This window comes from Telluria sp. LT1R51-2 (assembly GCF_059685775.1).
On sequence record NZ_JCASIM010000001.1, the window covers coordinates 3694993 to 3718172 of the forward strand.

Below are 23180 nucleotides of genomic sequence, written 5' to 3' on the forward strand. Positions count from 1 at the left end.
AGGGTATGCGCGCCGTTACGTCGCGTCGAGAATCGCCTGGTAGTCGCGCAACAACGCTGCCCGCCGCGGCCGGAAACTGGCGCCCGTTGGCGCGAGCTTCGCGATGCGCTCGGCGCGGAACATGCGAAAGTCCTCGCGCAGGCAGCATCGCGCCAGCACGACCAGCGTCCCGTCCAGATACACGATGGCCAGCGGCCAGATGGTGCGCTTGCTGGCCGCGCCGTGGCGGTCGCGGTAATCGATCGCCAGCGCCTCTTCGCGCCAGCAGCAGGCGCGGATCGTGGCCATGTCGGGCAGGCTGGAAAAGCGCTGGCCGAAACGGTGGACCTGCGACACCGCATGCAGCAGATGCTGCTGGCCGAGCGAAGGCAGGGTTGCCGCCACCTTGGCCAGCACCGCGTCGGCCGCACTGGCCAGCGCCGGGTCGCCCATCTGCCGTACTTCGGCCAGGCCGAGTGTCAGCGCTTCGATCTCGATGCGGCTGAACGTGTGCGGGCGCAGCGTGCCGTCGTCGACCAGCGTGTAGCCAAAACCGCGCTCGCCGCCAATCTCGGCACCGCCCGCGCGCAGGGTCTCGATGTCACGGTAGACCGAGCGCACCGAGACGCCGGTGTCGTGCGAGAGCTGCGCTGCCGTGACGGGGGGCGGCAGGCGGCGAAGTGCATCGAGCAGGCGAAACAGGCGCTGTGGACGGGACATCGGCAACTGACAAAAAGTGGCAGGAGGGATTGCTATCGTAGCACCTGTCTTCCAACCCTCATCAGGAGTTCTTCATGTCCGTTCAGGCAGTCACCCATCTCAACTTCCAAGGCCAGGCGCGCGCCGCGCTGGCCTTCTATCAACAGGTCTTTGGCGGCCAGCTGATGCAGTTCACTTACCGGGATGCGGGCCGCACCGCGAATGAGGCAGACCTGGACCTGATCGTCTGGGGCCAGGTCGAGGCGCCCAACGGCTTTCGCATCATGGCCTTCGATGTGGCGGTGGACAAGCCATGGCACCAGGGAGAAAACGCGTTCTACGTCTCGCTGCGCGGGGACACGCAGGAAGAAATCCAGGCCCTGTGGAACAAGCTGGTCGATGGCGCGGCGATCGTACAGGGACTCGCGCCCTCCAGCTGGTCACCGATGTACGGCATGGTGAAGGACCGGTTTGGCATCGCGTGGGTCGTCGATGTGGTGGAACACGCCCGCGTCGCCTGACGCGCAAACAACAAAAAAGCCCGGCTGATCCAACGCCGGGCTGTTTGTTTGTGGCTGACGCAGGGCGATCGACGCCCCCGCATCAATCCCAGCTCAGCGTGCCGCCAGTCTGGTACTCGGTCACGCGCGTCTCGAAGAAGTTACGCTCTTTCTTCAGGTCGATCATTTCGCTCATCCACGGGAACGGGTTTTCTTCGTTCGGGAACAGCGGCTCGAGGCCGATCTGCACCGCGCGGCGGTTGGCGATGAAGCGCAGGTAACCCTTGAACATCGGGGCGTTCAGGCCCAGGACGCCGCGTGGCATCGTGTCTTCGGCGTAGCGGTATTCGAGGTCGACGGCTTCGATGAACAGGGCCTTGATCTCTTCGCGGAATTCCGGCGTCCACAGCTGCGGGTTTTCCATCTTGATCGTGTTGATCACGTCGATGCCGAAGTTCACGTGCATCGATTCGTCGCGCAGGATGTACTGGTACTGCTCGGCCGCGCCGGTCATCTTGTTCTGGCGGCCCAGCGCCAGGATCTGCGTGAAGCCGACGTAGAAGAACAGGCCTTCCATCAGGCAGGCGAAGACGATGATCGACTTGAGCAGCTTCTGGTCGTTTTCGGTCGTGCCGGTCTTGAACTCAGGGTCGGTCAGCGTGTCGATGAACGGGATCAGGAACTGGTCCTTGTCGTGGATCGACTTGACTTCGTTGTAGGCGTTGAAGATCTCGGCTTCGTCCAGGCCCAGCGACTCGACGATGTACTGGTAAGCGTGCGTGTGGATCGCTTCCTCGAACGCCTGGCGCAGCAGGTACTGGCGGCATTCGGGGGCCGTGATGTGGCGGTAGGTGCCCAGCACGATATTGTTCGCGGCGAGCGAGTCGGCCGTGACAAAGAAGCCCAGGTTGCGCTTGACCAGGCGGCGCTCGTCTTCCGACAGGCCGTTCGGGCTCTTCCACAGTTCGATGTCGCGCTGCATGTTCACTTCTTGCGGCATCCAGTGGTTCGCGCAGCCGGCCAGGTACTTGTCCCATGCCCATTTGTACTTGAATGGCACGAGCTGGTTCACATCGGTCTGACCGTTGATGATGCGCTTGTCGTCGGCATTGACGCGCTTTGCCACTTCGGCGGCAGGCACGATGGCGAGGTTGGTGTCGGCTTGCGGAGCGCTTGGTGCGCTGGTTGGTTCGTCGTCCCAGTTAAGCATGGTGGTCCCTTCTGTGGTGCGCTGGCGCAGAGGCTGCGGCCCGGGCACGTTGATGCATTGGTTATTCGTGTTGTCGGCGACTGACGCCGTGGTACTTGCCGGAGAGCGAGCCGGCCTTGCAGGCGGCTCGCCTCCTTTACTCAGTGACTGCGAGGATTACTGGCAGGCTTCGCATTCCTCGAAACCGTCGTCGCCCGGACGCAGATAGCAGGCGGCGCCGTCTTCTTCGGTCGCTGCTGCCGTGTTGGCCGCCGGTGCTGGTGCCGGAGCAACCGGCGCTTTCTCGCCAGCCGACAGGCCGCCGGACAGGCCGCCCGAGACCGACACGGCGTTCAGCGCGCCGGTGCGGGTGGTCGATTTTTCCAGGTGCGTCGCGGCGATCGTGCGCAGGTAGTACGTGGTCTTCAGACCGCGCAGCCACGCCAGCTTGTAGGTTTCGTCCAGCTTCTTGCCCGATGCGCCGGCCATGTAGATGTTCAGCGACTGGGCCTGGTCGATCCACTTCTGGCGGCGCGACGCAGCGTCGACCAGCCACTTCGGCTCGACCTCGAATGCGGTTGCGTACAGGTCGCGCAGGTCTTGCGGTACGCGGTCGATTTTCGACAGCGAGCCGTCGAAGTACTTCAGGTCGGCGATCATGACTTCGTCCCACAGATCACGCGCCTTCAGGTCGCGCACCAGGTACGAGTTGATCTCGGTGAATTCACCCGACAGGTTCGACTTCACGTACAGGTTCTGGAACGTCGGCTCGATACAGGCCGAGACGCCGATGATGTTCGAGATCGTCGCGGTCGGGGCAATCGCCACGCAGTTCGAGTTGCGCATGCCGAACTGCTTGATGCGCTCGCGCACCGGCGTCCAGTCCATCTTCGACGACGTGTCCTGCTCCAGGTACTGGCTGCCACGCTCGTCGGCCAGCAGCTGGATCGAGTCCTGCGGCAGGATGCCGCGGTCCCACAGCGAACCGGTGTAGGTCTCGTAACGGCCACGCTCTTCGGCCAGTTCGGTCGAGGCCAGGTAGGCGTAGTAGCAGACCGCTTCCATCGACGTGTCGGCGAACTGCACGGCCTTGTCGGACGAGAACGGGATGCGCATCATGTGCAGGCAATCCTGGTGACCCATCACGCCCATGCCGACCGGACGGTGACGCAGGTTCGAGTTGCGCGCTTTTTCGACCGCGTAGTAGTTGATGTCGATGACGTTGTCGAGCATGCGCATCGCGGTGCGGATCGTCTTTTGCAGCTTGACGTGATCCAGGCCATCGCCCTTCATGTGCTGCGGCAGATTGACCGAGCCCAGGTTGCAGACGGCGATTTCATCGGCGCTGGTGTTCAGCGTGATCTCGGTGCACAGGTTCGACGAGTGCACGACGCCCACGTGCTGCTGTGGCGAGCGGATGTTGCACGGGTCCTTGAACGTGATCCATGGGTGGCCGGTTTCGAACAGCATCGACAGCATCTTGCGCCACAGGTCGAGCGACTCGATCTTTTTGAAGACGGCCATTTCGCCGCGCTCGGCCTTCGCTTCGTACGCCAGGTAGGCTTGTTCGAAGGCCTTGCCGGTCAGGTCGTGCAGGTCGGGCGTCTCGGATGGCGAGAACAGCGTCCAGTGCGACTTTTCCATCACGCGCTTCATGAACAGGTCGGGAATCCAGTTCGCCGTGTTCATGTCGTGGGTGCGGCGGCGATCGTCGCCCGTGTTCTTGCGCAGGTCGAGGAATTCTTCGATGTCGAGGTGCCAGGTTTCCAGGTAGGCGCAGACCGCCCCCTTGCGCTTGCCGCCCTGGTTGACCGCGACGGCCGTGTCGTTGACCACTTTCAGGAACGGCACCACGCCCTGCGAGCGGCCGTTGGTGCCCTTGATGCGCGAACCCAGTGCGCGCACTGGCGTCCAGTCGTTGCCCAGACCGCCGGCGAACTTCGACAGCAGCGCATTCTCTTTGATGGCGTCGTAGATATCTTCCAGGTCGTCGCCGACGGTGGTCAGGTAGCACGACGACAGCTGTGAACGACGGGTGCCCGAGTTGAACAGCGTCGGCGTCGAGCTCATGAAGTCGAACGATGACAGCAGGCTGTAGAACTCGATGGCGCGCGCTTCGCGGTCGTCTTCACGCAGGGCCAGGCCCATTGCGACGCGCATGTAGAACGCCTGCGGCATTTCGATGCGCACGTCGCGCACGTGCAGGAAGTAGCGGTCGTACAGCGTTTGCAGGCCGATGTAGCCGAACTGCAGGTCGCGGTCGGCGACGATGGCCTTGGCCAGGCGCTCGAGGTCGTACTTGCCCAGTTCTTCGTCGAGCAGCTCGTTGGCGATGCCCTTGGCGATGTATTGCGGGAAGTAGGTCAGGTATTCGGCGGCGGCGCCGGCTTGCGCCACTTCGCGGCCGAAGACTTCCTTGCGGATCGTGTGCAGCAGGATGCGGGCGGTGACCTGGCTGTAGGCCGGGTCTTTTTCCATCAGCGCGCGCGCAGCCAGGATGGCCGACTTGTGCAGTTCTTCGACCGGCACGCCGTCGTACAGGTTCTTCATGGTCTCGGCCAGGATCGCGTCGGCATCGACGTGCTTTTCGAGGCCGGCGCAGGCGGCGCCGATCAGACCGATGACGGTGTTGATGTCCAGCAGGCGACGCTCACCGCCATCGACAACATGGATCTGCGGCGCGACGACGGCGCCACCGCCACCGGCGGCTTCTTTCGCGGCGCGACGCTCTTCCATGCGCTTGGCGCGGTACAGCACGTATTCACGCGCGACATCGTGTTCGCCCGAACGCATCAGCGACAGCTCGACCTGATCCTGCACGTCCTCGATGTGGAACGTGCCGCCGTTCGGCTGGCGACGCACCAGCGCGGTGACGACGTTGTTGGTCATCTGCTCGACCAGCTCGCGGATGCGCGCCGACACGGCGCCCTGGCCGCCGGCGATTGCCAGAAAGGCCTTGGTCATCGCGACCGAGATCTTGTGCGGCTCGAACGCCACGACCGAACCGTTGCGGCGGATGACGCGGTAGTCGCCGCGGGCGACGATGTCGGCCGCGGTGGCGCCGGCAGGCGTCGATCCTGGGGTAACGTGTTGATTGATGGAACTATTCTGTGCTGTTTGCATTGCGCCTCCAGGAGCGGTCGGACCGCCGTTGTCTACGTGGCAACCGTCTTGCCGTATTGCGCAAACCCGGTCCGTCAACAAATTAAAAAACGATGCCCTGCCAGCCGGTGGCCTGTGGTGGCAAACCAGAGAAGCAGGGTAAGAACTAGTAAATAATGCGTGTCGACAAGTGCTTAATTAACCGATTGATGGATAAGTTTGTGTGCAACTTGTGGACAACGTATGAACAACTCGCCGCAGCCCGCAATCCTGGTGCTTTTTTAGTCTCTACCACTATATCTAGTGCCGGGCGTTGATATCAGACTAATTGTAGTACCTCATTTGCGGTACAGGCAAGCAAATAAATGCCCAAAATTTTCAGTTTTATCGCGTGCGAGCCTTGACATTCGAGAGTCGCCATCAGGACGGGCAGCGCGCGGTAAGCGACCACTAACGTCAACAAAACTGTGGAGAAATAACCGGGCGCGCGGGACCGCCGCCCGGCTGCAGACAGGCTGTCAATCGTCCGGCGCGCTGATGTCCAGCTTCTGCATCTGGTAGCGCAACTGGCGCACACTGATGCCCAGCAGGCTGGCCGCCTGGGTCCGGTTGAACTGGGTTTGCTGCAGGGCGCGGCCGATGATGTCGCGTTCGACCTGCTCCAGGTATTCGGGCAGGTTGCCCGGCAATTCGGCAGGGCCGACGCCCGGCGGCGCCGATACCGTCGGCGCGACCGGCGCAATCGGTGCGGCCGGTGCAACCGGTGCAACCGGTGCAACGATAGCGGGCGGCGTGACCGCCGGCGGCGCCAGTTCCGCCCGCGCCGGTTCGATCGGCCGCGCCATCTTGAGCGATAAATCGCCCACTTCGATCACGCCATCGTTGGCAAACGCCAGCGCCCGCTCCAGCACGTTTTCCAGCTCGCGCACATTGCCGGGGAACGAATATGCCCGCAGCGCATCCAGCACCCCGGCCCCGAGGGTGGCCTGCCCTGCCCCGGCCAGGCGCTGCAGAATGCCGCCCACCAGCGGCGGCAAGTCGTCCAGCCGCTCGCGCAGCGGCGGCAACCCCAGCTCGATCACGTTCAGCCGGTAGAACAGGTCTTGCCTGAACTTGCCCGTTTCGACGCAGCGCGCCAGATCCTGGTGCGTCGCGCTGATGATGCGCACGTCGACCGGTTCCTCGACCGTTGCACCGATCTTGCGCACGCGCCGCTCCTGGATCGCGCGCAGCAGCTTGACCTGCATCGCCAGCGGCAGGTCGGCCACCTCGTCGAGCATCAGCGTGCCGCCGTTGGCTGCCTGGAAGAAGCCGTCGCGTTCATCGGACGCGCCCGTAAACGCCCCCTTGCGGTAGCCGAAGAACTCGGCCTCCATCAGCGTTTCGGGAATCGCGCCGCAGTTCACGGCGATGAACGGTTTGGCGGCGCGCGAACTCTGCGCGTGAATCTCGCGCGCGGCCAGTTCCTTGCCGCTGCCGGATTCACCCGTGATCGAGATCGGCGCCATCGAGCGCGCCAGGCGGGCGATCTGGGCCCGCAAGGCCGCCATCGCCGGCGAGCTGCCGATCATGCGCGAGTCGGATCCAGCGCCGTCGCCGGGCGCGGCGCTTTCCGATTGCTTGAGCGCCGCGCGCACCATCACGCGCAGCGCGTCCAGCGCCACGGGCTTGGCAATGTAGTCGAATGCGCCGGCTTTCAGCGCCACCACCGCGTTCTCGGCGCTGCCGTAGGCGGTGATCACGGCCACCGGCGTGCCTTTGCCGGAGGCGCCGATTTCGCGCACCAGTTCGAGGCCCAGGCCGTCCGGCAGACGCATGTCGGTCAGCACCAGCGCGTAATCGCGCTCGTCGAACAGCGCGCGCGCCTCGCGCAGCGTGGCGGCGCTGTCGACGTCCAGGCCCATCTTGAGCAGCGTGATCTCGAGCAGCTCGCGCAGGTCGGCCTCGTCGTCGAGCACCAGGACGCGCGGCGCGCTCATGCCGGCTCCCCGGCCACGTCAGGCAAGAGCAAAGGTGATGACAAAGCGGCCGCTGGCTTTGCGCGGGCCCAGCGCGGACGGGTCGAACCGGTATTCATAATCGAGTTTCGCATCGTTGTTGAGGCACAGTTCGCGCGCCAGGTAGAGTCCAAGGCCGGTGCCCTTGCTCGAGGTGGTATAGAACGGCTCGAACAGGTGGTCGCGCACTTCGGGCGTGATGCCGGGGCCGTCGTCCTGCACGTGCAGCTCGCGCCGCCCGGCCGCATCGCGCGCCGGGAAGATACGGATGCTGGCCGGCCGGCGGCTGGCGTAGCGCACCGCGTTGTTGAGTAAATTGAGCAGGACTTCGTGCAGGTGCAGCGGGTCAAAGCGCACCGCGCTGCCGCCCGGATCGCCGATATAGACTATATCACCGGCCAGGCCGTGGATTTCGCAGAACTCGGCTTTGAGCTGTTCGAGAAACGCGCCCAGCGGCACCGGCTCGCCGTTGGGCTGGGCCTTGCGCGACAGCTGCAGGATATCTTCGACCATGCGGTTCACGCGCGCCACATTGTCGCCGACGATTTTCAGCAGCCGCACTTCGGCGGGGCCGTGCAGGTCTTCGGCCAGCAGCGCCGTCGCGTGGCCGATGGCCGACAAGGGGTTGCGCACCTCGTGCGCGATGCTGGCGGTCAGGCGCCCCATCGAGGCCAGCTTGAGTTGCTGCGCCTGGTTTTCGATGGCGCTCACGTCCTGCATGAAGATCACGCTGCGCCCACCTGCCTCGCCCACGGCATCGCCCACCGCCTCCCCCACTGCATCGGCTGGCGCGGCGACACGGGCAAAGCGCAGCTTGACGTGCACCGGCTGGTCGCGCCGGCCACGCACGTCGCCCGCGCCATCCCCCTCGCGGTACGGCTTGACGGTGACGAAGGCGGTATCGTTCTCGGGCGCGGCGAGCCAGGCATCGAAGGCTTCGGCGAGCGGCTCGAACGCTGGCGCCGCGTGCAGCAGGAAGCCGGACGTATCGGCCTGCAGCCCGAGCATGCGGCGCGCGGCCGGGTTACCGGTAAACACCGCGCCGTCGGCGCCCACCACCAGGATGCCGTCGCCCACGTCGGCAATCACGATTTCATTGATCGCCTGCTGGATGCGCAGGTCGGCGCCGCGCTGGGCCGCCAGTTCTTCCTGTCCCAGCAGGCGCGCGGCCATGCGGTTGGCCACCAGCACGGCGGCAAAGAACGCTGCGCCGAACAGGCCCGCCTGCATCAGCGGCGGATCGAACCCTTCGACCAGCTGCCACACGCTCAGACAAAGCAAAAACAGCGTGGCCATCGCCGCCGCGAACAACGCCAGCAGCAGGGGCGCCAGGATCGCGGCGCCCGCCAGCGGAAACAGATACAGGATGCCCAGGCCGCTGCGCATGCCGCCGGCGGCCAGGTACAGCAGCGAAATCACCAACAGGTCAAGCGCGACCTGCACCCCGAGCTGCACCAGGAAGCGGCGCTGGCGGCGCGCGGCGAACGAGAACACCAGCGCCATGATCGCGTAGCCCAGGCAGATCTGGGCGACCTGCTGCGTGATGCGCAGCGCGCCGTTCTCGAAATCGACGCCGAAGTACAGCAGCAGCACCAGCGCGATGACGATGCGCGTGAGCGTAAAGGTCTGCAGCGAGCGCCACAGGGCGACGCGCGCTTCGGGCGACAGGATGCGGCGTGGCGTCAAGGCCGGCCTGCGCCTACGGCGGCGGCAGGCGCACGTGGCCTGGCGAACAGTAGTCGTGACCGTCGGCGCGCACCGATTCGGACGCCGGGAAGTACATGCCGCAGTGGGTACATTGGGCCATCGCTTCGATCTGCATCGGCGCCTTGGCCGCGCCGGGACGCGCCTGCGGCGGTACGGCCGCACGTTTGCTCATGGCGCGCAGCTTGTTGCGCACGGCAAAGACGACGAGGGCGATGAAGGCAATCCAGAATAATAGTCGCATCAGATGACTCCACGGTGCAGGATAACTTCGAGCACGAAACGGCTGCCCACATAGGCCAGCGCCAGCGTGGCAAACCCGGCCAGCGTGAAGCGCAGCGCGGTCTTGCCGCGCCAGCCCCGCCAGCGGCGTCCGGCCAGCAGCGCGGCAAACAGCGCCCACGACAGCAGTGCGAACACGCTCTTGTGGTCGAGCAGCAGCGGCCTGCCGAACACCTGTTCGGAGAACACGAAGCCCGACAGCACCGTCAGACTGAGCAGGATGAAGCCGATCCAGATTACACGGAACAGCAGTTTTTCCATGGTGAGCAGTGCCGGCAGCTGATCGAGCGCGGCACTGAAACGGCCGCCGCCCGCGGTACGGGTGTGCAGCCGCGCTTCCTGCAATGCCATCAGCACGGCGTGGAAGGCGGCAATGGTCAGCGTGCTGTAGGCCAGCACCGCGACCGCGATATGCCAGCCAAACGCCGGCGACTTGCCGGCCAGCGGCGTCAGGGTGCCGGGAAACAGCAGCGGCAGCAGCGCGGCCACGGCGGCAAACGGCATCACCAGGCGGCGCATGCCGTCGAGGGCAAAATTGCGGTTCTCGAACCAGTAGGCAGCCACGGACACCCACAGTGCGGAGGACAGCATGACGGCAAACCCGACGCGCAGCCGGCCCGGCACCATCACGTCCATGCCAAGCGAAACGCCATGCAGCACCCACGCGCCAGCCGTCACGGCCGAGATGGCCGGGGCACGTCGCGATGGCAGCAGGGCGCATACCGCGTACAGGAATGCCGCGGCAAGGAAGAGGAAATTCTGCATGACGGGAGTCTACACCATTGCATGATGTCGCCGTGGGGTCGACGGTTTTTCCACCCACCTGGCGATGTCGACGCACGGTGGGCGGGTTTGATCAGTTTCCCGACCACGCGGCGATGGTTGGCAGCCAGATCATCCGGAGCGCGCGCGGCGCCGCCATCGTTCAATCAAGCGCCGCCACGCGCAGCGCATCGTCCCGGTGCCGCTGCTGCTCTTCCATCACCAGCAGGCCCAGTTCGCGCTTGAGCGCATTGAATGCCGGCGCCGACGGATCGCGCGGGCGCGCCAGTGCCACGGTCATGTCGCACTTGACCGTGCCGGGCCGGTACGTCATCACCACGATGCGGTCGGCCAGATACAGCGCCTCTTCGATGCTGTGCGTGACGAACAGGATGGTCTTCTGCAGCGTGGTCCACAGGCGCAGCAGTTCGTCCTGCAGATTGCGCCGCGTGAGCGCGTCGAGCGCGCCGAAGGGTTCGTCCATCAACAGGATCGGCGAGTCGAGCGCCAGCACGCGCGCGATCGCCACGCGCTGGCGCATGCCGCCGGACAGGTCTTTCGGATAGCGGTGGCGAAAGTCGGCCAACGACAGCAGTTGCAGCAGCTCGTCGACCCGGCGCGTGCTCTCGGCCCGGGGCAGGCGCTTGATGTCCAGACCAAAGCGGATGTTCTGCGCCACTGTCATCCACGGAAACAGCGCGTACTCCTGAAACACCATGCCGCGCTGCGGACCGGGCCCCGTCACGTTCTGGCCGTCGACCGTGATCGTGCCGGACGAGGGCGTGGCAAAGCCCGCCACGGCGTTCAGCAAGGTTGATTTGCCGCAGCCGGATGGCCCCAGCAGGCACATGAACTGCCCGTGCGGGATGGCCAGGTCAATCGCCTCGAGCGCCACCACGCTGTTCTCCTGCGCGCCGAATACTTTACCGACGCCGTCGATGCGGATATGCACGTCGTCCATGTCACTGCTCCAGGCCGCGGTGCCAGCGCAGCAGGTACCTGGTCAACCGGCTCATGCCGAAGTCGATCGCCAGGCCAAGCAGCCCGATGCTGATCATGCCGGCGATGATCTTGTCCGACCAGAAGTACTCGCGCGCTTCCAGGATGCGGTAGCCCAGGCCGTCGTTCACGGCAATCATCTCCGAGACGATCACGACGATGAACGCGGTGCCGATCCCGATGCGCACACCCGCCAGGATGTACGGCATGGCGGCCGGCAGGATCACGCGCACGAACATGGTCACGCGCCCTGCCCCCAGATTGCGCGCCGCGCGCAGATAGATGCCGTCGACCTGGCGCACGCCGGCCACGGTATTCATCAACACCGGAAAGAACGCGCCGAGCGCGATCAGGAACACGGCCGGCGGATCGCCCAGCCCGAACCACAGGATCGCCAGCGGAATGTAGGCAATCGGCGGAATCGGCCGCAGTAGCTGCACCAGGGGATTCATCCACGCATGCACGATGCGGCTCGTCCCCATCGCCAGGCCCAGCGGCAGCGCGAGGCCGGCGCCCAGCGCAAACCCGACCGCCACCCGGTACAGGCTGGCGGCAATGTCGCGCGGCAGCTCGCCTGACATGGCCCATCTGAGCCAGCCGTCACGGCCAGCGCCGGCATACGGCGCCAGCGGCAGCAGATAGTCGACCCACTTGTTCCAGACCGCCAGTGGCGCCGGCAGCAGATGCGGATTGACCCAGCCATGCGACGCCACCCACTGCCACACGGCCAGCGCCAGCAGCGGCACCACCAGGCCGGCCAGGCTGTCGGTCCAGCGCCGGCCGTTCAGGCGTGGCAGGTGCTGGCGCCTGATGCGTCGTTCGATACGGTCCATATCGATGTCCTCTTCATTGGATGTTCAGGCTGCGCTTGGCCGCAGCCAGCAGATCGGTGCGCACCCAGTCCTGCGCCAGCGGCGGGCGGCCCAGGCGGCCAACGCCCGTGCTGACCATGACGTCGGTCGTGATCTGGATGTGGCCGGGCGTGATGTCGTACGCGTACGGCGCATTGGCGATCGCGGCGCGAAAGTCCGCGCCCGAGAGCTGGCCCTTGAACATCGTGCCGCGCACATAATCCTCGGCCAGCGCGGGGCGCGCGATGAAGGTGCTGGTGGCCTGCACGAAGCAGCGCATGAACTTTTCAGCCAGCGGGCGCTGCTCGCGATAGAAGCGTTCGGTCATGACCAGCGTGCGTACCGGCTCGCCGATCGGGGTGGCGTAGGGCTTGAGCACCTCCACCCCGAAACCCCCGTTGATCGCCTGCGACGATTGCGGCTCGGACTGCATCATGGCGTCGATCTGCTTGCCCAGCAGCGCGCCGTTCAGGTCGGGATACGCGAGGTACACGAGGTGCACGTCCTTGCGCCCCGTCGCATCCGCGCTTAAACCGTGGCGCGCCAGTTCGGCCATCAGCAGCACTTCCTGGATGCTGCCGCGCGTGACGCCCACTTGTTTACCTTTGAGCTGCGCCACGCCGGTGATGTGCAAGCCGGGCCGCGCCACCAGCCGCGCCCCGCCCCGTGCGAAGCCCGCCACCACGATGATCGGCGCGCCGCCGGCCCGTCCCTGGATCGCCGCTTCGGACGCCGTCGCGCCCACGTCCAGCTCCCCGGCGATAATGGCCTGCATCACGTCCAGTCCCTTGGCGAACAGTTTTTCTTCGACCCGGATGCCGCAGGTTGGCGCGATTTCCTTGATGTATGCCACGGCGCCGAAGTGGGCCAGCTTCAGGTTGCCGAGCCGTACCACGTCTCCGCCAGCGGCCCCGGCGCCGCTGCCGATGCCGACGGCCAGCAGCGCGATTGGGATGCATGTCTTGCTGTTCATGACCATCCGATCCCCCTTGCCACGCGACGCGCTGGAGCGCCAGTGCGCCCAGTCACACGTCAAGATAAATGCCTTCCGGAAATATCGACCGGGGATACAACAAGTGAGGGCGTGCTGTTTCTTTGCGCCACCACAAAACGGTCCGGTTTGCTGAAAAAATGTGCGCCGGCCGCGCAGCGGCGGAACAAGCAGCACCTGCACGATGTAAAATGCCGCTTTGGCGGCGCTCGCCCACCGGCATTTTGCTCGGGACCGCGCGTCCGATGTGCTCTTACTGATTAGGTTGAACATGCTAGATAACCTCACCCAACGCCTTGCCAAGGTCGTCAAGACCATGCGCGGCGAGGCTCGCCTGACCGAGGCGAACACTGCCGAGATGCTGCGCGAAGTGCGCATGGCCCTGCTCGAGGCCGACGTGGCGCTGCCGGCAGTGCGTGAATTCATCGCCAAGGTCAAGGAAAAAGCGCTCGGCGAAGAAGTCGTCGGCTCGCTCAGCCCGGGCCAGGCGCTCGTTGGCGTGGTGCAGAAGGAACTGGCGGCCCTGATGGGTGCCGACCTCGGCCCCGAAGCCAGCCAGCTGTCGTTTGCCCAGCAACCGCCGGCGATCATCCTGATGGCGGGTCTGCAAGGTGTCGGTAAAACCACCACCACCGGCAAGCTGGCCAAGTACCTGAAGGAACAGAAAAAGAAGAAGGTCCTGACCGTCTCGGCCGACGTGTATCGCCCGGCTGCAATCGCGCAGCTCGAATCGGTGACCAAGCAGGTCGGCGCCGACTTCTTCCCGTCGACCGCGAACGACAAGCCGGTCGACATCGCCCTGGCCGCGCTCGACTGGGCCAAGAAGCATTACCACGATGTCCTGATCATCGATACCGCGGGTCGCCTCGGTATCGATGAAGCGATGATGCAAGAGATCGCAGCGGTGCATGCCGCCGTCAATCCGATCGAGACGCTGTTCGTCGTCGACGCGATGCTGGGCCAGGATGCGATCAACACCGCCAAGGCGTTCAATGACGCCCTGCCCCTGACCGGCATCGTGCTGACCAAGCTCGATGGCGACTCGCGCGGCGGTGCGGCGCTGTCGGTGCGGCACGTGACGGGCAAGCCGATCAAGTTTGCCGGTGTCTCCGAAAAACTCGATGGCCTCGAAGCCTTCGATCCGGCCCGCATGGCCAACCGCGTGCTGGGCATGGGCGACATCCTGGCGCTGGTCGAAGAAGCGCGCAAGGGTGTCGACGCCGAAGCGGCAGCCGAACTGGCCAACAAGATCAAGGTCGGCGGCCGCTTCGACATGAACGACTTCAAGTCGCAGCTGACGCAAATGAAAAAGATGGGCGGCATGGCCGGCCTGATGGACAAGCTGCCGGCCCAGTTCCAGCAAGCCGCGGCAGGCGCCAACATGGGCCAGGCCGAGAAATCGGTGCAGCGCATGGTCGGTATCATCGACTCAATGACGCCGCTCGAGCGCGCTAAACCCGAACTGATCAAGGCCAACCGCAAGCGCCGCATCGCGGCCGGCGCCGGCGTGCAGGTGCAGGAAGTCAATCGCATGCTCAATCAGTATGACCAGATGCAGACGATGATGAAAAAGCTCAAGGGCGGCGGCCTGATGAAGATGATGCGCGGGATGAAGGGCATGATGCCCGGCATGCGCTAATCGGTTGTTTTCTGCTCGAAGAACCGCGCAAGGTATCGCTTTGCGCGGTTTTTTTACGCCGCTTGTCAGCGTTTTATCGTTCCCGTACGTTGTTGTGTGCGATAGCGCCCATTTAGCGGCTTATCAGAGTGAAAAAGTTTGGAAAAAGACTTGCACGAACAGTAAAACGCTACCAATATAGGCGTGCGATAAATTACGCATTTTTCCATGTGTTCGTTTTAGGAGGCTCGAAGATGGCAACAGCCAAAAAAACCACTGCAGCACCAGCAAAAAAAGCAGCTGCCAAGCCTGCTGCAGCGGCCAAGCCCGCAGCAAAAAAGGCAGCAGCACCAGCGAAAGCAGCCGCTAAAACGGCTGATAAATCAGCTGACAAATCGGCCGACAAGCCAGCAGTTGCACGCAAGCCAAACGCCGCGTTCATGAAAGCCATGACCCCGTCGGCCACGCTGGCTGCAGTCGTTGGCGACAAGCCGCTGCCACGCACCGAAGTGACCAAAAAGGTCTGGGATTACATCAAGTCGAAAGACCTGCAAGATCCGGCAAACCGTCGCATGATCAATGGCGACGACAAGCTCAAAGCAGTCTTCGGCGGCAAAGAGCAAGTCTCGATGTTTGAAATGACCAAACTGATTTCGGATCATCTGAAATAAGTTCAGGTTATATTCAGCCGACGTCTCGCTGATTAAAAAAGCCCCGGATTCAAACCCGGGGCTTTTTGTTATTCAGGTGTAAATAACCTGAATCTGCACTTACAAGCCGCCGGCAGCCTTCATCAGTTCGAACACGCGGGTATTCTCCATCGTGCCTTTGAATGACGCCGAGCCGGCGCCGGTCGCATACAGTTTCACGTCGCCGCCGCCATGGGTTTCGGACGACTTGTGCACGCCCGTCTCCTGGTGGTAATCGTCGCTCTGCGCGACCATGCCATCGACATCGGCGCGCGCGTCCGGCCGGTTCGGGCCATTGCCAAACACCAGCGTGGTAAACGTCTTGCCGTCCGCATCCTTCTTCGGCTCGCCGGTCGTGTAGTCGCGCACGATATCGAGGATCGGGTTGCCGCGCTTCGGGTAGCCGTTGATCTGCATCGTGTGGTCATGGTCGGCGGTGAGCACGATCAGCGTGTTCTGCAGGCCCGGATCGATCGCGCGCATACGCTCGACCGCCAGTTGCAAGGCGTCGTCGAACGCCACCGTTTCTTCCAGCGCGTGCCTGGCGCGGGTGTCGTGCAGCGCATGGTCGATCTTGCCGCCTTCGACCATCAGGAAAAACCCGTTCGGATTCGTCGACAGCAGGTCGATCGCCTTGCCCGTCATCTCGGCCAGCGTTGGCTGCTCGGGACGGCGCTGGTACGCGTAATCGAGGTGGCTGGCCGCGCTGTAGATGCCGACGAACTTGCGCCCCGCCTTGGCCGACATCATGCCGGCGCGGGTGCCGGCCACGTAATAGCCGGCGCCGGCAAATTCGGCCATCAGGTCGCGTCCATCGGGGCGGCCCTTCGGATTGAGCGCTGCGTCGCGCGGCGTGAAGTGATTGCGCCCGCCGCCCATCAGCACATCGACGCCATCACCCAGCGCCGCGTTGTAGCCGGCGCCGCCTGGCACGAGCTGCTGCGCGATCGTGTAGGCCGCATCGCGGCTGCAGGTGTGCGCGAAGGTCGACGCCGGTGTGGCGTGCGTCAGTTCGGTCGTGGTGATGGCGCCGGTGGCGCGGCCCCGGGCCTTGGCCAGCTCCAGGATCGTCACGGCAGGCGTGCCGTTGTTCGCGCCGCACTGGTCGACGCCGTCTTTGGTCGGGTTGATCGTGCGTGCACCGGCCTGCGAGATGACGTCGTTGTTCAGCTTCATGCCGGTCATGTACGACCCCATCGACGGCGCGCTGTCGGTGGTCTGGTAATCGAGCGAATAGGTCTTGATGCGCGCGGTGCGCTCCATCAGGCGCTCGAAGTGCAGCAGGCTGTCTTCGCCGCCGCGGTAGATGCGGGCGGCAGTGGTAACGGACGGGCCCATGCCGTCACCGAGGAAGAAGATGATGTTCTTGGCTTTTTGCTGGGCCGAAGCCGTTGCCGGCAGCGCTGCGCCAAAGGCGGCGGCCAGCAGCAGCGGGAGAATGCGTCGTGAAGTCATGGTGGATTTCTCGTGCTTACAGACCGGCTGCGGTCTTGATCAGATTGAAGACGCGCGTGTTGTCGATGGTCCCGCGAAACAGCTCCGCGTTCGCGCCGGCTGCGCCCAGGTAGACGTCGCTGCCGCCATGCGTTTCGGCGCCCGCGCGCGTGCGCACGACCGCTTGCTGGTGGTAGTCGTCGGCCGTCACGATGGCATCGGTCAGCGGCGCGCTGCGCTCGCCCTGGTGGCGATTCTCGCCGGTGCCGAAACCGATGATCGTGTACGGCATGCCCTGGCTGTCGAGCGTCGGCTTGCCGTCGGCCGTGCGCACCAGCCCTAGTACGCCCGGATTGGCGGGCGTGGTCTTGCCGGTGCGCGCTGCATAGCCGTTCAGCAGCAGCGTGTGGTCATGGTCGGCGGTGGCGACGATCAGCGTGTTTTTCAGGCCCGGGTCGAGCGCTTCCATGCGCTCGAGCGCGGCCTGCAGCGCGGCGTTGTAGGTCACGGTCTCTTGCAGCGCGCGTTTGCCGAGCGTGGCGTGCAGCGCATGGTCGATCAGACCGCCCTCGACCATCAGGAAGAAACCACCGCGGTGCGGCGCCAGCAGGTCGATCGCCTTGGTCGTCATCGCCGGCAGGGCCGGTTGGCGGGCGGCGTCGCGGATCGCGTCGAAGTCCATGTGGTTGGCGGCGAACAGGCCCACGACCGGCGCGCCCGGCGCCAGGGCGTTGAACGCGGCGGTGTCGTTCACGACCCGGAAACCCTTCGCCTTGAACTCGGCCTGCAGATCGCGGTTGTCGGCGCGCTTGCCGCCACGCGCAAATGGCGTGAATTGCTGCGCGCCGCCGCCGAACAGGACGTCCAGGCCATTGGCGCCCAGCGCCGCGTTGTAGCCGGCGCCGCCGGGCACCAGGCTGGCGGCGATGTCGGTTTCCAGCTTGCGATGGCAGGCGTGGGCATAGGTCGCGGCCGGCGTGGCGTCGGTGACGCTGGTATTGGTGACCACGCCCACGGCCATGCCGCGCTTGCGGGCCAGTTCGAGCAGCGTGACGGCCGCTTCGCCATTTTCGCAGCGGCTCACCAGGCTGTTGCCGTTGGCGTCCTTGGCGGGCGCGATCGAGCGCGTGCCGGCCGACATCGAGATCACGCCGTTGTTCTGCTTCACACCCGTCATGTAGGCGGCCATCGAGGCGGCGCTGTCGGTGACCTGCGCATCGTTGGAGAAGGTCTTCACGAACGCCGATTCAGGCAGGCGGTCAATCGCCAGTGCGCCCTCTTCGCCGACGGCAAAGATGCGTGCCGCGGTCAGCGTGTTGACGCCCATGCCGTCGCCCAGGAAGAAGATGATGTTCTTTGCGCGCTGGTCGACCGGGTTGGCCGCCAGGGCGGGAGTTGCGGTTGGGGTCGTGGTCGAAACTGGCGGCGTGGCCGCGCAGCCGGTGAGCGCCGCCAGCAGTGCGCCAGCGGTGAAAAGAATGGGTCGCATGCAGTCCTCACTGGGGAAAGCGGGAAGTCTACACTGCGTCGATGACGGCGTGGTGGATTGCTATGTTAGGGTTTTGTACAACGCCGGAACGCATCACGCCCCCGGTTTGAACTCCCAGTTCTTCCAGGCGGCCAGCACCGCGTTCGGGTACTTCGGCTTGCCCCGGCTGCCGTTGTAGCGGCCCAGCGCCAGGTACAGGTCACCGCGCTCCATGTCGATATACATGCGCAGGATCGCGCAGCCATAGCGCAGATTGGTCTGCATGTGGAACAGGCGGCGACGGTCGCCGTCGCCGATCGCCTTGGTCCAGAACGGCATCACCTGCATGTAGCCGCGTGCACCGGCAATCGAGATCGCGTACTTGCGGTAGGCCGACTCCACCTGGATCAGGCCCAGCACCAGCCCCGGATCGAGGCCCGCGCGGGTCGCTTCATACCACGCGGTCTCGAGGAACTCGGTGCGGGTCTGGACGTCGGGCAGGCGCCTGGCCAGGCGCGGCGACATCTGGTCGAACCACGCCTGGTAGCGCGCCCGCCCCGCCTCGGTGCGGAAGGTCGGGCGCGGCGGGCGCGCGTCGGCGATGGCGTTGGCCAGCGCCAGGCGCACCGAATCCGACAGCGCCTCTTCTTTCTGGTTGCCGGCATGCGCCGGCGCCGCCAGACCGAAGGCCAGCGCCAGCAGCACGCCTGTGGACCAGGAGGCCAGGCGCAACGCCATCACTTGCCCAGCTTGGCCTTGATGAAGCCGACCATCTCGCCCACGGCGACGCTGCTCGCTTCGGCATCGCGGCGGCCCTGGTATTCGAGGTTGCCCTCTTTCAGGCCACGCTCGCCGATCACGACGCGGTGCGGCACGCCGATCAGTTCCCAGTCGGCGAACATCGCACCCGGCCGCAGGCCGCGGTCGTCGACGATGACGTCGATGCCCATGGCCGACAGCGACGCATACAGCTGCTCGGTCGCGTCCTTGACCATCTCGCTGCGGTCCATGCCCATCGGGCACAGCACCACTTCGAACGGCGCCAGCGCGTCCGGCCAGACGATGCCCTTGTCATCGAAGTTCTGCTCGATCGCCGCGCCCAGGATGCGGGTCACGCCGATGCCGTAGCAGCCCATCTGCAGCGGCGCAGGCCGGCCGCCGTCGTCAAGGAACGTCGCGCCCATCGCCTGCGAGTACGCAGTGCCGAGCTGGAACACGTGGCCCACTTCGATGCCGCGCTCGATCGCCAGCACGCCCTTGCCGTCCGGCGACGGGTCGCCTTCGACGACATTGCGCAGGTCGGCCACGACCGGCTCGGGCAGGTCACGGCCCCAGTTCACGCCGATGTGGTGGAAGTCTTCTTCGTTCGCGCCGCACACGAAGTCGGCCATGTTGGCGACCGTACGGTCGGCCACGACGGTGACCGGCACTTTCGTGCCGACCGGACCGAGATAGCCCGGCACGGTGCCGAACACCTCGAGGATCTCGGCTTCGGTCGAGAAGCGGTGGCCGGCCAGGCCTTCCACCTTGCCGACCTTGATCTCGTTGAGCTCATGGTCGCCGCGCAGCAGCAGTACCCAGTAGCTTTTCTTGCCATCGTTCTCGACCGTCAGGGCGATGGTCTTGACGGTCTGCGCCAGGTTCACACCCAGCAGCGCCGCAACGGTCTCGCACTTGGTCGTGCCCGGGGTTGGCGTCTTGGTCAGCGTTTGCGTGGCGGCGGCGCGCTCGCCGCTGGCGACGGCTTCGGCCGCTTCCATATTGGCCGCGAAATCGGACGTCGGGCAGTAGACCAGTGCATCTTCACCGGTGCTGGCGATGACGTGGAATTCGTGCGAACCGGTGCCGCCGATGGCGCCGTTGTCGGCCGCCACTGCGCGGAACTTCAGGCCGAAGCGCGTGAAGATGCGGGTGTAGGCGTCGAACATGGTCTGGTACGACGTCTGCATGCCGGCGACGTCGCGGTCGAACGAATACGCATCCTTCATCGTGAATTCGCGGCCGCGCATCAGGCCGAAGCGCGGACGGCGCTCGTCGCGGAACTTGGTCTGGATGTGATAGAAGTTCACCGGCAGCTGGCGGTACGACTTGATCTCGCTGCGCACGACGTCGGTGATGACTTCTTCGGACGTCGGCTGGATCGCGAAGTCGCGGCCATGGCGGTCTTTCACGCGCATCAGCTCGTCGCCCATCTTGTCCCAGCGACCTGTCTCTTGCCACAGTTCGGCCGGCTGCACCAGCGGCATCAGGAGTTCGATACCACCAGCGCGATTCATTTCTTCACGGACGATCGCTTCGACCTTGCGGATGACGCGCAGCCCGACCGGCATATACGTATAGATGCCGGAACCCAGGCGCTTGATCATCCCGGCGCGCATCATCAGCTTGTGGCTGACGATCTCGGCATCGGAAGGCGCTTCTTTCAGAGTTGAAATAAAAAATCGTGAGGCACGCATATCTGTGAATTCTTTTTAAAAAGAGAGGGTTATAATCGACCTAATTTTAAAGGATTAGCCGGCTGATGCGTCCAATCTTTCTACAAACAGGGTCCGGAACCAGCATCATCGACCGCGCAAGCGGTGCGGAAACCCCTTGGGCATGAAAATACGTAAGTAAAAACACAAGGGTACCGAGTGCCCGCAAGAGGGAACGTCCGCCGGCAGAAAGTATCGAGGTGCACTTATGCTCGACCGTGAAGGGTTTCGGCCCAACGTCGGCATCATCCTGCTGAACGCTAACAACGAGGTCTGGTGGGGCAAGCGGGTGCGAGAGCACTCATGGCAATTTCCTCAAGGGGGAATCAAGTACGGCGAAACACCCGAGCAGGCAATGTACCGCGAGCTCGAGGAAGAAATCGGTTTGCGTCAGGAGCACGTCAAGATCGTGGGTCGCACCCGCGATTGGCTGCGCTATGAAGTGCCCGATCATTTCATCAAGCGTGAAATTCGCGGGCATTACCGTGGCCAGAAGCAGATCTGGTTTCTGCTGCGCATGGTCGCGCGCGACAACGAAGTCAATCTGCGCCTGACTGACCACCCCGAGTTCGACGCCTGGCGCTGGCACGACTACTGGGTGCCGCTCGACGTCGTGATCGAGTTCAAGCGCGACGTCTACCAGCGCGCGCTGCAGGAGCTGTCGCGCTTTCTGAACTGGCCCGCCAAGGGCCAGCACGGCGAGCGGCGCCACAGCGCCCGCTACCTGCGCCAGCCGCATGGGCGCGCGCAGCCTGGCGCCAAGCCGGGGCAGGAGATGCTCGGGGCGGCCGGGCCGGGCAATCCGGCGACGCCCGATGCACTGGTGCTGGCGCCGAACAAGTAGTCATCGCGCAGCCCTCGGGGGACGCCTGCTTTCAAGGCATGCCCCCGGGCGGTGATCCGCTACAATTGCCGGATGCCTTTCTCCCTTGTGCGCACCGCCCTGCCCCTGCTGGCCGCGGCGACACTCTGGTTGCCCGTGCAGGCCGCCCCCCAGGCCACGTCCTGCCAGTTCATGCAGGTGGCCCAGGTGCCGCTGCACTATGCGGGCAACGGGCTGGGCTTGACGATGACTGGCGAGATCAACGGCAAACCCGCCACCATGCTGCCCGATACCGGCGCCGGCGTGACCTACCTGACCCGCACCGGCATCGAGCGCCACGGCCTGAGCACGCGCGCCGCGGGCGGGTACGTGCAGGGCGTGGCGGGCAAGTCGCGGCTGTATGATGCCAAGGTTGCGGAGTTTGCCGTCGGCCCGGTGCGTGCGCGCGACCTGTACCTGGGGGTGATTGGCGAGACGACGTTCACACCGTCCTTCGACGCTATCGCCGGCGCCGCCTTTCTGCTGCAAAGCGACCTCGAATTCTCGCTTGCCACCAAGGAGCTGCGCTTCTTTCGCCCGCAGAACTGCGGCACGACCTGGCTGGCCTACTGGGACCAGAACGCGAGCGTGATCCCGTTTCGCGGGCACGACGAGCTGACGCCCAATCCGCACTTCTTCGTGCACATCAACGGCCAGCGCCTGATCGCCATGATCGACAGCGGTGCCTCCGTTACCACCATCACCAGGAGTGCGGCGCGACGCGCCGGTATCGATCTCGATGGCCCGCAAGCGCAGCGCATGGCAGCAGCGCACGGCGTCGGTCGCCAGTCGGTGGCCAGCTGGATCGTCACGACCGATACCTTCAAGGTGGGCGACGCCACTGTCCACAATCCCGAATTCGACGTCATTGACGCCCAATTGGGCGTTGACGTGCTGCTCGGCGCCGATTTCCTGCGCGCGCACCGCGTGCTGTTCGCCATGAGTCAGAGCAAGCTGTACGTATCCTATCTGGGCGGCGCGCCATTCGATGCGCGGCGCGAGGTCAGGCCGTGGATGCGCCAGGAGGCAGACGCCGGCAATGCCGACGCCTGGCTCACGATGGCGGGCATGGCGACGTCCGGGCGCAGCTTGCGCCGCGATCCGGTCGCCGCGATCGGCCACCTGGAACGGGCGGCGGCGCTGGGCCAGCGCGAAGCCAGCCTGACACTGGGCGTGCGCGCACTGGTGCAGGGCACGCCGGTGCAGGCGGTCCCGCACCTGCGCGCCACGCTCGGCCAGGATCACACTGGCCGCAATGGCGCCCTGTGGCTGTATCTGGCCCAGCTGCGCACAGGCGAACCGCAGGCCGGGCCCGATCTGGCAACACGTTTCGCGGGGCACGACGCATGGCCGCGGCCCGTGGTCGATTATTTTCTTGGCAAGACCGATGGCGTCAGGGCGCTGGCTGCTGCCGACACGCCGGGGCGCGCCTGCTTTGCTGCCAACCTGATCCGGCTGCACGAGGAAGCACTGGGCAAAGCGGCGGCGACCGGCCTGCCAAAGGATTGTGCGTCGTTGCGCGATCAGTACGCCAGCCCGGGAGCCAGCGTAGCCCTGTGAGGCAGTGTGAGGCCCGATCC

At 64.9% G+C, this 23180-nt stretch carries 19 protein-coding genes; 5 read left to right on the plus strand and 14 right to left on the minus strand.

Going from position 1 to position 23180, the window contains the following annotated elements; translation table 11 throughout:
* Positions 1-15: 15 nt before the first annotated feature.
* Entirely contained in the window at positions 16-699 is a 684-nt protein-coding gene (locus AC56LH_RS16255) for a helix-turn-helix transcriptional regulator (protein WP_499647704.1), read from the minus strand.
* 74 nt (positions 700-773) lie between these two features.
* On the opposite strand from AC56LH_RS16255, the gene AC56LH_RS16260 reads away from it, so the two are divergent.
* A complete protein-coding gene (locus tag AC56LH_RS16260; RefSeq protein WP_499647706.1) occupies positions 774-1199 on the plus strand; it encodes a VOC family protein in 426 nt (141 codons plus the stop codon).
* Positions 1200-1281: 82 nt separating this feature from the next.
* On the opposite strand, the gene AC56LH_RS16265 is transcribed toward AC56LH_RS16260, so the two are convergent.
* The 9 genes from AC56LH_RS16265 to AC56LH_RS16305 all read right to left on the minus strand — a co-directional run bounded on the left by AC56LH_RS16265 (position 1282) and on the right by AC56LH_RS16305 (position 13037).
* Positions 1282-2388, minus strand: coding sequence for a ribonucleotide-diphosphate reductase subunit beta (locus AC56LH_RS16265; RefSeq protein WP_482896238.1), 1107 nt, complete (start codon positions 2386-2388; stop codon positions 1282-1284).
* 156 nt (positions 2389-2544) lie between these two features.
* Positions 2545-5490: a ribonucleoside-diphosphate reductase subunit alpha gene (locus AC56LH_RS16270; RefSeq protein ID WP_499647708.1), complete on the minus strand. Its 2946-nt coding sequence runs from the start codon at positions 5488-5490 to the stop codon at positions 2545-2547.
* Positions 5491-5987: 497 nt separating this feature from the next.
* The gene (locus AC56LH_RS16275) at positions 5988-7448 is read right to left on the minus strand and encodes a sigma-54-dependent transcriptional regulator (protein WP_499647709.1); all 1461 of its coding nucleotides are present in this window, start codon (positions 7446-7448) and stop codon (positions 5988-5990) included.
* An 18-nt stretch (positions 7449-7466) separates the two neighbouring features.
* Positions 7467-9152, minus strand: coding sequence for a sensor histidine kinase (locus AC56LH_RS16280; protein ID WP_499647711.1), 1686 nt, complete (start codon positions 9150-9152; stop codon positions 7467-7469).
* A gap of 13 nt (positions 9153-9165) precedes the next feature.
* A complete protein-coding gene (locus AC56LH_RS16285) occupies positions 9166-9414 on the minus strand; it encodes a PP0621 family protein (RefSeq protein WP_499647713.1) in 249 nt (82 codons plus the stop codon).
* Positions 9414-10217, minus strand: a complete 804-nt coding sequence (locus AC56LH_RS16290; protein ID WP_499647715.1) for a cytochrome C assembly family protein — start codon at positions 10215-10217, stop codon at positions 9414-9416. Before AC56LH_RS16290 ends, AC56LH_RS16285 begins: the two co-directional genes overlap by 1 nt.
* A gap of 160 nt (positions 10218-10377) precedes the next feature.
* Entirely contained in the window at positions 10378-11175 is a 798-nt protein-coding gene (locus AC56LH_RS16295; RefSeq protein WP_499647717.1) for an ABC transporter ATP-binding protein, read from the minus strand.
* A gap of 1 nt (position 11176) precedes the next feature.
* Positions 11177-12046, minus strand: coding sequence for an ABC transporter permease (locus tag AC56LH_RS16300; RefSeq protein WP_499647719.1), 870 nt, complete (start codon positions 12044-12046; stop codon positions 11177-11179).
* Positions 12047-12059: 13 nt separating this feature from the next.
* Positions 12060-13037, minus strand: coding sequence for an ABC transporter substrate-binding protein (locus AC56LH_RS16305; protein WP_499647721.1), 978 nt, complete (start codon positions 13035-13037; stop codon positions 12060-12062).
* Between the two features lie 289 nt (positions 13038-13326).
* On the opposite strand from AC56LH_RS16305, the gene ffh reads away from it, so the two are divergent.
* Positions 13327-14694, plus strand: coding sequence for a signal recognition particle protein (ffh, locus tag AC56LH_RS16310; protein WP_482896243.1), 1368 nt, complete (start codon positions 13327-13329; stop codon positions 14692-14694).
* A gap of 233 nt (positions 14695-14927) precedes the next feature.
* Positions 14928-15344 (plus strand): SWIB/MDM2 domain-containing protein, encoded by a 417-nt coding sequence (locus AC56LH_RS16315; RefSeq protein WP_183556557.1) that lies wholly within the window; start codon positions 14928-14930, stop codon positions 15342-15344.
* 99 nt (positions 15345-15443) lie between these two features.
* Here the strand turns inward: AC56LH_RS16315 and AC56LH_RS16320 are convergent, their stop codons facing one another.
* The 4 genes from AC56LH_RS16320 to AC56LH_RS16335 all read right to left on the minus strand — a co-directional run bounded on the left by AC56LH_RS16320 (position 15444) and on the right by AC56LH_RS16335 (position 20720).
* Positions 15444-16817: an alkaline phosphatase gene (locus tag AC56LH_RS16320; RefSeq protein WP_499647723.1), complete on the minus strand. Its 1374-nt coding sequence runs from the start codon at positions 16815-16817 to the stop codon at positions 15444-15446.
* 16 nt (positions 16818-16833) lie between these two features.
* A complete protein-coding gene (locus AC56LH_RS16325; RefSeq protein ID WP_499647725.1) occupies positions 16834-18285 on the minus strand; it encodes an alkaline phosphatase in 1452 nt (483 codons plus the stop codon).
* A gap of 93 nt (positions 18286-18378) precedes the next feature.
* On the minus strand, positions 18379-19002 hold the full coding sequence (locus AC56LH_RS16330) for a lytic transglycosylase domain-containing protein (RefSeq protein ID WP_499647727.1): 624 nt from the start codon (positions 19000-19002) through the stop codon (positions 18379-18381).
* Positions 19002-20720: a proline--tRNA ligase gene (locus tag AC56LH_RS16335; RefSeq protein ID WP_499647729.1), complete on the minus strand. Its 1719-nt coding sequence runs from the start codon at positions 20718-20720 to the stop codon at positions 19002-19004. The genes AC56LH_RS16330 and AC56LH_RS16335 overlap by 1 nt, the downstream gene beginning before the upstream one ends.
* 226 nt (positions 20721-20946) lie before the next feature.
* On the opposite strand from AC56LH_RS16335, the gene AC56LH_RS16340 reads away from it, so the two are divergent.
* A complete protein-coding gene (locus AC56LH_RS16340) occupies positions 20947-21582 on the plus strand; it encodes an RNA pyrophosphohydrolase (protein ID WP_499647731.1) in 636 nt (211 codons plus the stop codon).
* Between the two features lie 72 nt (positions 21583-21654).
* Positions 21655-23160, plus strand: a complete 1506-nt coding sequence (locus AC56LH_RS16345) for an aspartyl protease family protein (protein ID WP_499647733.1) — start codon at positions 21655-21657, stop codon at positions 23158-23160.
* The last annotated feature ends 20 nt before the right edge of the window (positions 23161-23180 follow it).